At 65.4% G+C, this 12904-nt stretch carries 14 protein-coding genes; 3 read left to right on the forward strand and 11 right to left on the reverse strand.

The genetic code is table 11. The features are described 5' to 3' along the window. Positions 1 to 37: 37 nt before the first annotated feature. The 6 genes from BTO32_RS10100 to osmF form a co-directional block, all read right to left on the reverse strand. Positions 38 to 691, reverse strand: a complete 654-nt coding sequence (locus tag BTO32_RS10100) for a bifunctional 4-hydroxy-2-oxoglutarate aldolase/2-dehydro-3-deoxy-phosphogluconate aldolase (RefSeq protein ID WP_076724520.1) — start codon at positions 689 to 691, stop codon at positions 38 to 40. A gap of 69 nt (positions 692 to 760) precedes the next feature. Further along, a complete protein-coding gene (zwf, locus tag BTO32_RS10105) occupies positions 761 to 2236 on the reverse strand; it encodes a glucose-6-phosphate dehydrogenase (RefSeq protein ID WP_076724521.1) in 1476 nt (491 codons plus the stop codon). A gap of 133 nt (positions 2237 to 2369) precedes the next feature. Next, positions 2370 to 3110, reverse strand: coding sequence for an ABC transporter permease (locus BTO32_RS10110; RefSeq protein ID WP_076724522.1), 741 nt, complete (start codon positions 3108 to 3110; stop codon positions 2370 to 2372). Further along, positions 3110 to 4057 carry an ABC transporter ATP-binding protein gene (locus BTO32_RS10115; RefSeq protein ID WP_076724523.1) on the reverse strand — a complete coding sequence of 316 codons (948 nt, stop codon included), beginning with the start codon at positions 4055 to 4057 and terminating at the stop codon, positions 3110 to 3112. The genes BTO32_RS10110 and BTO32_RS10115 overlap by 1 nt, the downstream gene beginning before the upstream one ends. A gap of 36 nt (positions 4058 to 4093) precedes the next feature. Beyond that, positions 4094 to 5281 (reverse strand): ABC transporter permease, encoded by a 1188-nt coding sequence (locus tag BTO32_RS10120; protein WP_076724524.1) that lies wholly within the window; start codon positions 5279 to 5281, stop codon positions 4094 to 4096. 3 nt (positions 5282 to 5284) lie between these two features. Further along, positions 5285 to 6157, reverse strand: coding sequence for a glycine betaine ABC transporter substrate-binding protein OsmF (osmF, locus tag BTO32_RS10125; protein WP_076724525.1), 873 nt, complete (start codon positions 6155 to 6157; stop codon positions 5285 to 5287). Between the two features lie 220 nt (positions 6158 to 6377). Between osmF and BTO32_RS10130 the strand changes: the two genes are divergently transcribed. Further along, positions 6378 to 6563: a hypothetical protein gene (locus tag BTO32_RS10130; protein ID WP_076724526.1), complete on the forward strand. Its 186-nt coding sequence runs from the start codon at positions 6378 to 6380 to the stop codon at positions 6561 to 6563. A 42-nt stretch (positions 6564 to 6605) separates the two neighbouring features. On the opposite strand, the gene BTO32_RS10135 is transcribed toward BTO32_RS10130, so the two are convergent. Next, complete coding sequence (locus tag BTO32_RS10135; RefSeq protein WP_076724527.1) at positions 6606 to 7127, reverse strand: shikimate kinase; 522 nt, start codon at positions 7125 to 7127, stop codon at positions 6606 to 6608. Positions 7128 to 7246: 119 nt separating this feature from the next. After that, positions 7247 to 8104, reverse strand: a complete 858-nt coding sequence (locus BTO32_RS10140) for a DMT family transporter (protein ID WP_076724528.1) — start codon at positions 8102 to 8104, stop codon at positions 7247 to 7249. Positions 8105 to 8213: 109 nt separating this feature from the next. Here BTO32_RS10140 and BTO32_RS10145 point away from each other — a divergent pair, with 109 nt between their 5' ends. Both BTO32_RS10145 and BTO32_RS10150 read left to right on the forward strand, forming a co-directional pair. Continuing rightward, positions 8214 to 9134, forward strand: a complete 921-nt coding sequence (locus BTO32_RS10145) for a helix-turn-helix domain-containing protein (RefSeq protein WP_076724529.1) — start codon at positions 8214 to 8216, stop codon at positions 9132 to 9134. A gap of 18 nt (positions 9135 to 9152) precedes the next feature. Further along, positions 9153 to 10334 (forward strand): AAA family ATPase, encoded by a 1182-nt coding sequence (locus BTO32_RS10150; RefSeq protein ID WP_076724530.1) that lies wholly within the window; start codon positions 9153 to 9155, stop codon positions 10332 to 10334. Positions 10335 to 10355: 21 nt separating this feature from the next. Here BTO32_RS10150 and BTO32_RS10155 read toward each other — a convergent pair whose 3' ends face one another. The 3 genes from BTO32_RS10155 to BTO32_RS10165 form a co-directional block, all read right to left on the reverse strand. Further along, positions 10356 to 10811, reverse strand: coding sequence for a GatB/YqeY domain-containing protein (locus tag BTO32_RS10155; RefSeq protein ID WP_076724531.1), 456 nt, complete (start codon positions 10809 to 10811; stop codon positions 10356 to 10358). Between the two features lie 209 nt (positions 10812 to 11020). Next, positions 11021 to 11416, reverse strand: a complete 396-nt coding sequence (locus BTO32_RS10160; protein ID WP_076724532.1) for a hypothetical protein — start codon at positions 11414 to 11416, stop codon at positions 11021 to 11023. After that, positions 11409 to 12881, reverse strand: coding sequence for a type VI secretion system PAAR protein (locus BTO32_RS10165; protein WP_076724533.1), 1473 nt, complete (start codon positions 12879 to 12881; stop codon positions 11409 to 11411). The genes BTO32_RS10160 and BTO32_RS10165 overlap by 8 nt, the downstream gene beginning before the upstream one ends. Between the last annotated feature and the right edge of the window lie 23 nt (positions 12882 to 12904).

A 12904-nucleotide genomic window follows, 5' to 3' on the forward strand; every position in this document is an offset into this window, starting at 1 on the left:
TTGCCGGCGGCACTCAGCCGCCGGCCTTTTTGCGCCGCTACCGGGCCAGGGCAACCAGGCTGGAACGCGCCAGCTCGCGGATCTTCTGCCAGTCACCCGCCGCCACCGCATCGGCGGGGGTCAGCCAGGAACCACCCACAGCCCGCACATTGGCCAGGGCCAGGTAGTCACCGGCGTTCGCCGGGCCGATGCCGCCGGTCGGGCAGAAGGCAACATCCGGGAAGGGACCGGCCATGGCCTTCAGCGCGGCGGTGCCCCCGGCCACCTCGGCGGGAAAGAACTTGAACTCCCGATACCCCAGGGCGTACCCCATCATCAGCTCCGACACCGTGGCCACCCCCGGCAGCAGCGGCACCGGTGCCTGCGCCCCCAGCTCCAGCAGGGCCTCGGTCACGCCCGGCGAGATGACGAACTGGGCCCCGGCCGAGACCACATCCCGGTACTGCGCCGGCGTGCACACGGTGCCGGCGCCGACCCAGGCGTCCGGCAGGTTCTGACGCACCTGCTCAATGGCCTTCAGACCATGCTCGGTGCGCAGGGTGATTTCCAGCACCCGGATGCCGCCCGCCACCAACGCCTCACACAGGGGCAACGCCTGCGCGGGATCCTGGATGGTGATCACGGGCACCAGGGGTGATGCAGCCAGAATGGCCTGGATCTGGGCACGGTGCTGCTCGGGAAGGTAGGACATAACTCAACTCTCCGTGGATGGACGCGGCCACCACCGGCCGCGAAGGGGGATTCGAAGGAACGGACCGGTTCAGGCATCCTCGTACCAGCTCCGGCCGTCCCGGGTGATCAGGGCAATCGACGCCACCGGCCCCCAGCTGCCCGCCGGGTAGCGCTTGGGCGGCTCGCCGGCATCCCGCCAATGCCGAATCACCTGATCGATCCAGCGCCAGGCGTACTCCACCTCGTCCCGGCGCACGAACAGGTACTGATTGCCTTTCATGACCTCCCACAACAGCCGCTCGTAGGCATCCGGGATGCGCTCCGCCTCGAAGGTCTCGGAAAAGGTCAGCTCCAGTGGGCGCGGGCGCAGGCGCATGCCCTTGTCCAGCCCCTGCTCCTTCACCAGAATCTTGAGGGACATGCCCTCGTCCGGCTGCAACCGGATGACCAGCTTGTTGTTGGCCAGATGTCGCTGGTCGGGGTCGAAGATGTAATGGGGCGCCGGCTTGAAGTGGATGATGATCTGGGACAGCTTCTCCGGCAGGCGCTTGCCGGTACGGATGTAAAAGGGCACCCCGGACCAGCGCCAGTTGTCGATTTCCACCTTCAGCGCCACGAAGGTCTCGGTGCCACTGCCCCGGTTGGCGCCCTCCTCTTCCAGATACCCGGGCACGGGCCGGCCCTGTATGGTGCCGGCGGTGTACTGGCCACGCACTACGTGGCTTTCCATCCGGTCCGGCGTGATCGGCTTGAGCGCCTTGAGCACCTTGACCTTCTCGTCGCGCAGGCTGTCCGCCGACAGGTCCGCCGGCGGATCCATGGCGATCAGGCACAGCAGCTGCAGCAGATGGTTCTGCACCATGTCCCGGATCTGGCCGGCCTGGTCGAAATAGCCCCAGCGCCCCTCGATGCCGACGCTCTCGGCCACCGTGATCTCCACATGGGAAATATGGTCCTGATTCCACTGGGAGGCAAACAGGTTGTTGGCAAAGCGCAGGGCGATCAGGTTCTGCACCGTCTCCTTGCCCAGGTAATGGTCGATCCGGAACAGCTGGCTTTCGTCAAACACCTCGCCGAGCGCGTCGTTGATCGCCCGGGACGATGCCAGGTCGTGCCCGATGGGTTTCTCCACCACCACCCGGGTGTGCGGATCGCAACAGCCGGCCTGTTTCAGGTGGCGCCCGATGACGCCATACATCGACGGCGGCGTGGCCATGTACACAATCAGCGGATGGCTCTCATCGCCACGCCATTCCCGCAGCGAGGCGTACCCCTCCGCATCCCGGAAATCGAGGCTCTGGTAGGCCACGCGCGCCAGGAACGCGTCCGCCACGGCGGCGTCGAACTCGGCCGGCCCGACGTGCCGGCGCAGGGACTCCTGCAGCTGTCGGCGAACAGCATCCGGCTCCTGCGCTGGGCGCGCCACCGCGAGGATGCGGCTCCCTGGCGCCAACAGATTCGCACGTTCCAGCTGATACAAAGCGGGAAACAGCTTACGCTGGGCCAAATCGCCCAGGGCACCGAACAACATCAGATCACAACGGGTTGGGTGGTTATCGCTCATGGGGGCTTACTCGATCGGACTCCAGGGCCGCCGGCGGGCACCGACAGATCACGAATGGTAGTTATTTTAACAATATTGATACCATCGTTGCCCTAAGAATCCAACGTTCTCGCGCCATTTTTATTATTTTTTACTACTTATTGGCGATAGCAACCCCGGCACCCCAGGCCCGCTCCAGCGCCTCGAACAGGCTGTCGGCGGCCAGCGCCAGCAGGCCGATCAGTATCGCCCCCTGCAACACATAGGCGGTGTTGCCGTTCACCAGGCCGGCGATGACCGGATCGCCCAAGGTGCGGGCACCGATGGTGGACCCGATGGCGGCCGTCGCGATGTTGATCGTGACCGAGGTCCGGATGCCGGCAAGGATGACCCGGCCGGCCAGGGGCAGCTCCACTTGGCACAGCACCTGCCACGGCGACATGCCCATGCCCAGCGCCGCCTCCCGTACCGTGGGATCGAGCCCTTCCAGGCCCGCCAGGGTGTTACGCAGGATCGGCAACAGGCCATACAGCATCAGCGCGAACAGGATCGGGGCCTCACCAAAGCCGAGGACCGGCACCGCCAGCGCCAGTACGGCCACCGGCGGAAAGGTCTGGCCAATGGAGGCCACCTGGCTGACCAGGGGCAGGAAATCGCGACCCGACGGGCGGGTGGCGAAAATGCCGGCGGCCACCGCCACCAGGGTAGCGACCGCTGCGGACACCGCCACCAGCATCAGATGGTGCCCCAGCAGGAAGAACAAGCTCTCCCGCTGGTAGATCACCCGCGCCTTGTCCGGCTGCAACCCGCGAAACAGCGGCTCCAACACCGGCATGGCGGCACACAGCCCACACAACAGCGCAATCAGCAGCAGCACCGGCAGCCAGTTCCGCATCAGACACCGTCCCGAATGATGCGTTCACGGGCGATGACGCCGGTTTCCTCGCCGCGCCCGTTGCACACCGGCAACTGCGTCAGGTTCCGGCACAGCATCACGGACAGCGCCTCCCGCAGGCTGTCGTCCTCGCCAAGGGCATCGGCACCGGGCGTCGCGGGCCGGGGCCGGGCATGGGCCGTCATCAGCTCCCGTACCGGCCGCAGGCTCATCAGTTTCAGGCCGCGATCCTGCTTGCCCACCAGATTCTCCACAAACTCGGAGGCGGGATGGCGCAGGATGTTTTCCGGGGTGTCATGCTGGACGATCCGGCCCTGGTCCATCACCGCGATCCGGGTCGCCAGCTTCAGGGCCTCGTCGATGTCGTGGGTCACAAACACCGTGGTTTTGCGAACCTGGCGCTGGATCCTCAGCATCTCCAGCTGGAGGTTCTCCCGGGTGATCGCGTCCAGCGCGCCAAACGGCTCGTCCATCAGCAAAATGTTGGGGTCCGCCGCCAGCGCCCGGGCCACGCCGACGCGCTGCGCCTGGCCACCGGACAACTGCGCCGGGTATTTGTTGGCGTAGGTGTCGGGGTCGAGATCCAGCAGGGTCATCAGTTCCCGCACCCGGGCGTCGACCCGCGCCTGCGGCCACTTCAGCAACCGGGGCACCAACGCGATGTTGCGGGCCACGGTCCAGTGGGGAAACAGCCCGGTGCCCTGAATGACGTAGCCCATGTTCAGGCGCAGCCGCTCCGGGTTCAGGGTGGTGATGTCCTTGCCGTCCACCCGGATCTCGCCGCTGCTGTGTGGCAGCAGCCGGTTGATCATCCGCAGCGTGGTGGACTTGCCGCAACCGGAGCTGCCCACCAGCACGCAGACTTCGCCGGTCTCGATGGCCAGGTCGATGCCGTCCACGGCGACGGTGTCGCCAAAACGACGGGTGACGTTTTTCAGTTCGATCATCCGCGCGGGTTTCCTTGCATCCCGAGCCCGGCCTTCTCAGGCCCGGGCCGGCGTTGGTCTGAGACTGGCCGCCAGCATCGTCAACAGGGCATCGGCCAGCAACGCCAGGGCAATGGTCGGCAACGCCCCCAGCAGCACCAGATCCATCGCCGCCTGCCCCAGCCCCTGGAAGATAAAGTCACCAAAGCCGCCGGCACCGATCAGGGCGGCGACCGCCGTCAGGCCAATGGCCTGGATGGTGGTGATGCGCAGCCCTTCAATGATCACCGGCATCGCCAACGGCAGTTTGAGCTGGAAAAACACCTGACGCTCGGTCATGCCCATCCCCCGGGCGGCGTCCGTCAGATGCTCCGGGATGTCGGTAAGCGCGACAAAGGTGTTACGCACCATCGGCAACAGGCTGTAAGCCACCAGCGCCAGCAACGCCGGCGCCCAGCCGATGCCCCGCACCCCCAGCGCCTGCAGCACCGGAAAGGCCGACGCCAGGGCCCCGAGCGGCGCGATCAGCAGGCCGAACACGGCCAGGCTGGGAATGGTCTGGAGAAAACTCACGGCGCCGAGAATGGGCCTCTGCCAGCCGGGGCTCCGGATCATCCGGAGCGCCAGGGCGAACGCCAGCACGGCGCTGATCGCGACGGCGCCGAACGCCAGGGCCAGGTGCGTCCAGAGCGCCTGCTCGAACTTACCCGGCTGCGCCTGGTACTCCCGCAGCAGGGACAGGCTGTCCAGGCCATCGCCGCGCAGCAGCACCAGCCAGCTGGCCGCGATCAACGCAAGCAGCAGGAGCGGCACCCCATACCGGGCCCGGAGCCGCCCAAGCACTTCGACCACCATCAGGGACAGCAGGAACAGCAGGCACCAGAACCCGGCGCCGATGACGGTGCGGGCATAGGGCGCGCCCTCCGGCAGCTGCCGGGCCGCGAAAACCACCAGCAGCTGGGGCAAGGCCGCCAGCAGCACGGTGATCAGAACCAACAGGCACGGATAGCGCCGGCGCACCGGCAGGATGGACAGGAGCAGGGAACCCCCCAGCGCCAGGCTGATCAGGGCGGCGCCGCCCCAGCCCAGCGCGGACACCAGACCATGGCCAGTACCCGGAACAATCCGATTGGGCTGGATGCGGCCGAAATCCAGCGACCACACCAGCACCAGGGCGAGCCCGGCCAGCACCGGGACGACCCGGTTCGGCGCCCTCGGATCGGGCAGGGAGCGAGTAACCGGCAAGCCTCAGTTCCGTGTCAGGGATTCCAGATAGTCCCGGGCCACCCGGTCCGCCGGCACGCCGTTGACCGCCACCTGGCCGTTCAGGCGCTGTAGGGTTTCCAGGTCCAGGGATTCGAAGATGGGGTCCAGCACGTCGCGGATCTCCGGGTAGGCCGCCAGCACGTCTGCCCGGACCACCGGCGCGGGCTGGTAGACCGGCTGCACACACAGGGTGTCCTCCATCACTTTCAGGTCCAGGGCATTCAGGCCGCCGTCGGTTCCGTAGGTCATCGCACCGTTCACCCCGTTGTCGTTCAGGGCCGCGGCCCGGAGCGTCGCGGCGGTGTTGCCGCCGGACAGCACCAGCAGCTGGTCGGCCCGCAGCCTGAAGCCATAGGCCTCCTGAAACGCGGGCAAGGCGCTGGCGGACTCGACGAACTCGGCACTGGCGGCAAACGTAAAGTCGCCGCCGTCGTTGATGTAGCGGGCCAGGTCTTCGAGGGTGTTCAGGTTGTGGGCCCGCGCCAGGTCCCCGCGCACGCTCATGGCCCAGGTGTTGTTGGCTTTCGCGGGCGCCAGCCAGATGAGGTTGTGGGCTTCCCGGTCCAACCGGGCGGCCTGCTGGTAAGCCCGGGCGGCGTCTTTCCAGATATCCCGGTCGGCCTGGCCGTGGAAAAAGGCGGCGTTGCCGGTGTACTCCGGGTAGAGGTCGATCTCACCGGCCTGGATGGCCTGGCGCACGATGCTGGTGCCGCCCAGCTGCAAACGGTTCTCCACCGGAATCCCGGCCCGGTCCAGGGCCTGCAGAATCATCTGCCCCAGCACCGCGCCTTCCGTATCGATCTTCGACGACACCACCACCGGGTCGCCAGCCAGCGCCGGCCCGGCAGCCAGCATTACGGCGAATACCACCGCGTGACGAATGCGTGAAATCACAGACACAGCCAGTCCTCTTCATTGTTGGCGCATGGGTATCGTTCCGCTGCCTCGCACCGGAAGACGGATGATCCATTTGTTCCTGTCAGTGTAAGAGGGTGAGCCGAGAAGGCAAGCCGGTACGGTGGACACAGCTGGCCTATGCTTGGAACATGGGCATTCCAGCTGAGGAGAAACCGACATGAAGTGGATCGTGGTGATTGTTATTGGCGTGATCGTGGCCGTCTGGCTTTACCGGGGGCGCCGCCGGAACGCCCTTGAGGACCCGGAGGTGAAGACCTACGAGGACAAGGACTTCTACCTCACCTCGGATGACAACGCCTCCGAGAAGGACGCGTCCGCGGAAAACCGCAACCCCCGGCACTGAGCGGTTTCGCGATCCGGACGCCCGACAGCCGAGGGCGGACGGTCAGCGCCGGCGGTGGGCCCGGACAGCGCTGGCCACGGCGAGGCACAGCGCGTCCTGAGCGAGCCCCTCGCCCCGGATCACGATATCGGCGTGCTTCAGGTACAGCGACTGGCGCTCCTCGAACAGGTCGTCCAGGCTCTGATCCGGACGCCGGGCGATGCCCCGGCTGCCGTAGTCCCCGATGCGCTGGCGGACCAGGGCCAGGGGTATGTCCAGAAACACCACATCCGCGCTCGCCCGCAGGTGCGCCATGCCGGCCTCGCTGTACACCGCGCTGCCGCCGGTGCTGATCACATGCCGGGTGACCGCCAGGTCCAGCAGGACCTGTTCCTCGATGGTCCGCAGAGCCAGGTATCCGTCCTGGTCGACAATCTCCTGCAGGGTGCGCCCGGTGCGGGCCTGAATCAGCACGTCCGTGTCCACAAACGACAATCCGGTCTGTTTGGCCAGCAGCACGCCCACGGTGCTTTTGCCACTGCCCGGCATGCCGATGAGCACAATGTTGCGACTGTCCTGTTGCATCTCACTCATGCGCATTCCCACCCCATCACCAGACCCCCTCCCCTGCCCCGGCGCCCATTCAGGCGCGGCACCGCCCTACCATAGTGAAGACGCGACGCTCACGCCAGCCCCGGGGGCGCTCACCGGCGGAACAGCACGTAGTTGCCCAGCAACGCCAGCAGTGCCCCGAGCACGGCGGTCAGTGTCCACTCGAACCCCTCCAGCCAGGTCGACACCGTCAGCGCCACCACCGGGAACAGCACCGTGGCGTAACCGGCTTTGTCCGCCCCCAGGGTCTGAATCACGGTGATGTAGCAGTAAAAGCCCACGATCGAACCCGGAATCGCCAGGAACACGGTGGCGCCCCAGAAGGTCGCGTCGGTGGGCAGCACCCAGGCCACGCCCTGCACCAGACACCAGACGCCGAGAATCAGCGCACCGTAGACCATGGCCCAGGCGTTGGCGACCATCAGCGGTACCCGGGCCAGCCGCACCCGGATGCTGACCAGGTTGCCCAGGGAAAACCAGAAGGTGCCGGCGGCCGCGAACAGGATGCTGGCACCGGTGGCGTTGCCCAGCTGCAGGTCGTGCCAGAACAACAGGGCCACGCCGGAGACGCCCAGGGTCACGGCCGGGTACAGCCGCGCGTTCGGCTTTATCCGCAGCCACAACCAGCCGTTCAGGGCGTTGAACAACGCCGCCAGGGAAAACACCACCGCCAGCAAACCGCTGGTCATCGACTCCGCCGCCCGGTAAATCAGCAGGAAATTCACGCTGTACAGGGTCAGCCCCTGCAGCACCAGCCAGCCGTGCTGGCGCAGGGTCAGCCGGGGCAGGCGGCCAAGCAGGGCCAGAGCGCCCAGCGCCACCGCCGAGGCCATCACAAAACGGTAGAACACCGAGAGATCCACCGCCGCCGACGCCACCTGCAGCCGGATGGCGGTCCAGGTCAGCCCCCAGATGAGAACAGTCAATCCATAATGCACGGCAATGGGCATGGCAGCGGTCCGGTAGGGTCTGTGGCAACAACCGCCAGGGTACGACACCCGGCATCGCGGCACTTGTCAGATCCTGCGCAACGGTGGATGATTCTTGCGGAGGCCCCCAATGCACCGCAGACCCACGCACAGCCCAGAGCCCGCGCCGGACGACCGGCACCAACGCCGCGAGATCGTCGATGCGCTGCGGGCCGCCGGCGTGGCGCCGCAAAAACTGATGGAGCTGGAGAACGGGCGGGCACTGGCCCAGTGGCAGAACCGGCAGGGTGAGATCCGCTACGAACGCCCCCGGCACCATGCCCTGAGCATCTACATCAACGCCGGCGACAAGGCACACCGGGTGGTGAACGGCCAGCCGGTGAGCACCGGCTTTCCCGGTGCCATCTGCCTGTTTCCGGCCGGCAGCCAGTCAACCTGGCGCATCGGCGGCCAGTTCGACTTTTTCCACTTTTACTTCAATGACCTGGACATTGCCCGCTGCGCCGAGCAGACCTGGGACCGGGGGCCGGACCGCATCCGTCTCCACGAGGTCTACCACGGCAGGGACCCGGTCCTGGCCCAGGCCGGGCAGCTGCTCGCCCTCAGCGACTGGCAGGCCCCCGGCCAGCCGATGGCCATGGATCACCTGGCCCAGTGGCTGCTGCTGCAGATCGTCAGCCGGCACGCCAGCGTCCAGCAGGCGCCGCCCGAGGTGACTGGACAGCTGTCACACCGCTACCGCCAGCAGTTGCAGGAACGGATCGAGGCGGAACTGGCCCAGCCCTTGGCCCTCGCCGACATGGCCGGCTGGGTCAACCTGAGCCCCTACCACTTCGCCCGCCTGTTCCGCGCCACCTTTGGCTGCGCCCCCTACCAGTATGTGCAGGAACGGCGCCTGATCCGTGCCCGGGACCTGCTGCGCCAGCCCCGGCACAAAATCACCGCCATCGCCCTGGCCTGCGGTTTCAATGACCCCAGCCAATTCAGCCGGGCCTTCAAGGCCCGGTTCGGGCTCACGCCGTCGGCGTACCGCAACCAAGCCCTTCGATAACAGGACAACGCCTTCGCCATGATCCAGGCCCTTGCCGTATCCAACTACCGAAGCCTGAAGAACATCATCGTGCCCCTGGCCGGCCTCAACGTGGTGACCGGACCCAACGGCTGCGGCAAATCCAACCTCTACAAGGCCCTGCGGCTGCTGGCGGAAACGGCCAGTGGCAACCTGATCGCGTCCATCGCCCGGGAGGGCGGGCTGGATCACACCTTCTGGGCTGGCCCCGAGACCTTCACCCGGGGCATGAGGGACGGCTCGGCGCCGGTTCAGGGCGGCGCCAGAAAAGAGAACACCCGGTTACAACTGGGTTTCGCGGGCGAGACATTCGGCTACGCGATCGCATTGGGCATGCCCTCGCCCCAGGGCTTTGCCGGCTACCAGGAGCCGTCGATGTTCCAGTTCGACCCGGAAATCAAGCGGGAATGCATCTGGGCCGGAGCCGTCTGCCGGCCCAGCACCTGCCTGATCGACCGCGTGGGCCCGGTGGTGAAAGTGCGGGCCGGACGTTCGTGGCAAGTCTACAACGCCCACCTGAACAGCCACGACAGCATCCTGAGCGAAATCAGCGACCCGGTGGCCGTGCCGGAAGTACACGCCGTGCGCCAGATGATCCGCGACTGGCGCTTTTACGACCAGTTCCGGACCGACCCGCACTCCGCCATACGAACCCCACAGATCGGCACCCGCACGCCGGTGCTGGACCACGACGGCCACAGCCTCGTCGCCGCCCTGCGCACCATCCATGAAATCGGTGACCGGGACGCCCTGCACCACACCATCGCCGACGCCTTTCCCGGCGCGACGATCCGGTTCGAGGCGGACACCGGTAACCGGCTCCGCCTGCAGTTCCTACAGGAAGGCCTGCTGCGCCCGCTAAGCCAGGCGGAACTCTCCGACGGAACGCTGCGCTACCTGCTGCTGGTGGCGGCCCTGCTCACCCCCAGGCCGCCCTCCCTGCTGGTGCTGAACGAGCCCGAAACCAGCCTGCACCCCGACCTGCTGCCGGCGCTGGGGCGGCTGATTATCCGCGCCTCCCGGGAAACCCAAGTCTGGGTGGTCTCCCACGCACCCAGGCTGGTGGCGACCCTGGAACAGGCACAGGGCTGCCATTCGGTTGCGCTGAACAAAGAACTCGGGGAAACCGTCATCCCCGGCCAGGGCCTGCTGGATGCACCGCCCTGGCGGTGGCCGGATTGAGCGTCGGCCCCCCGCCACCGATCAGCCGGCCAGCGCGGCCTTGACCTTCTGGCTCAGCTGCCCCATATCGACGCGGCCCACCACCTGAGGCTTCAGCGCGGCCATTACCCGCCCCATGTCCTGCATGCCCTGGGCGCCGGTGCTGCTGATCGCATCGCGGATCAGGGCGTCCAGCTCGTCGTCGCTGAGCGCGGCGGGCATGAATTCTTCCAGAATCGCCATCTCCGCCCGCTCCTTGTCGGCCAGTTCGCTGCGGCCGGCGTCGTCGTACTGATGAGCCGCGTCACGGCGCTGCTTGATCATTTTGTCGAGCACCTTCAGCACATCGTCGTCACCCAGCTCCCGGCGCTCGTCCACCTCAATCTGCTTGACCGCCGCCTGGGCCATGCGCAGGGTGCCCAGCCGGTCGCGGTCCTTGTTTCGCATGGCGTCTTTGACGGCGTTGCTCAGCCGCTCTTTGAGAGATGTATCTGCCATCGTTCGGCTCCTGTTCCAGTGAGTGTATTGAAGGAAGGCGCATTTTAACCGGAGCGTGCCATTTGTGCCCGACCAGCCCCAGTCACGCCGTCAGGCCGTCAGGCAGAAACGCGGCTTGATGCCCATACACCAGATTTGACATTAACGCATTTCCATCAAAATTAGCGGTTATTCAGACCTTCCTGAACTGCCGCTTTTCGGGTGAAGGACTAATCGAGCGCCCCGAGGTACCAGCCCGAAAAGAAAAATAGAAATCCCAGCACCAAAGTTGCGGTGTAAGGCACGATTCCCCATAGCTTGAGCGAACGAGGCAAGGGCTCAAGTTCGTCTCCCCATTCGGATTCTATCCGGGGGCCGATGCGCGGAAGGTGCCGAAAGACCAGAAAAGCGTATACGTCCAGGATTCTCAACCAGCGGCCAATAGGCCCGTTCCCCCAGATCCTGCGTCGAAAATCCAGCTCTTTGCCCGGCGTCGCGACTCGCCGCTCAATTTCCTCGATTTTCCCAAAAAACAAGGTGATCATTAAAAACACCAAAATAAGACCAGCAACCATGGAGGCGGCACCGATGATCGCAATCAAAGTCTCCAATTGCTTTTCACTCATGGATAACCTCCCGGATTTTCTCAGCTAGGCCCTCACCACCCACTCCACCAACATAGCTCCCAGCCGCTGCACCGATCCCACCGACGAGAACGACACAAGCAACTCCACCAGTGCCAGCGGAGGTAATTCCCAAAGCGACACACCCGGAATAAGCGCCCGCCCCAACGACTCCGCCAAAAACAGAGCCCGTTAACCTTCCACCCTCCCGATAAGCTACCACTTGGCACGCTTTGTCATCCCCCATCGTACAGGCCTCATGAATGTTCATGGCAGATAGGGTCGCATCCAGCGTAATCCCGAGGTAGCCAACGTTTCGGGCGTACCGGGCGCCTTTTGCCAACCGCTCATAATGCGTGGCGTACCCCGGTATGTCGCCCACCCCGGCGGTTTTCCAGTGGTGGACAACGCTCTTGGAAGACAATCCAAGAGCTCGTTTCAGCTTTGCGTCGTCGTCCAGCGACATGCCCTTTCGAGCCAGCCTGCCCAGGGAAAAATCCAGATTTTTGAACAGCGCCCGCCGTTTCTCGAAAAATTCCGGGTGGTTGAGGTGGCCATGCTTCCGGTAGCTGTCCTGATGAAGCCGCTCAATGTCTTTCAGGGTTCTTTCGATACTCTCGATCTGCCGGGAAACCATCACCGCACCGGCACCGAGGCCGGCGGAGCCTGTGGCTGTTACAGCTTCGAGCAAGTCATAGTATTTGACGATAAATTGCGCATCTTGCTGATCAAGCGTCCTTACTTGGGCGTTGACCTGAGCCGCCAGCGCCATCAAATCCGCCTCTATCTGGGTGCAAGCCAATCCCTCTGGATCGCCCAGTACCACCATCTCGCCAGGCAAAACCTGATCACCGAGTCCCGGATTCAGCCGGTCGAAATTCGCCGGCTTTGCGGATGCGTCGCCATACAGGGCCGCGAGCAATGCCATCTTGCTCGTGGGCGCCTGGACGACATGATAGCCGGGCTCCGTCGTGCCTTGTTCCTGTTCAATGCCCGGACGAAGCCCAGATATACCGGACGCCGAAGATTCCGGTGCCGCCACGCTCTGGTCCGCGCTCTCGGACACATTTACACCAGATGACTCTGGTGAAGCCTGGCTAGTTTGCTCGGTATGAAGCGGGGCCACTTGTGGGCCAGCCGGCACCGCTGCGGCTCCGGAAAACGCTGCCGGTGCGTGGGTATCACCAATCACCACGCTGCCACTGCCGATGGTGACGCCCCCGCAGGAAATGGCGCTGCCGGTTACGGCGGCCGGGATGCCATTGATCAGCACCGTGGCGGAACCTGCCGCGATGGCTCGTGGGTGGGGCGGGTGTTTGGGCTTGGAGTGGGGAGCGAGGGGATCGCCGACGCGGGCGACGGGTTTGCCGTCGATCAGGACATCGGGGGAACCGGCGATCACCGGTGTGGGCGGAAACCCGTGGTGGCCGGTTCCCATATCCCCCAACAACACAACATTTTTGCTCATTCCTTGGCTCCTTCTGTCCCTGA

It is taken from the genome of Marinobacter lutaoensis (assembly GCF_001981305.1).
Lineage (GTDB): Bacteria > Pseudomonadota > Gammaproteobacteria > Pseudomonadales > Oleiphilaceae > Marinobacter > Marinobacter lutaoensis.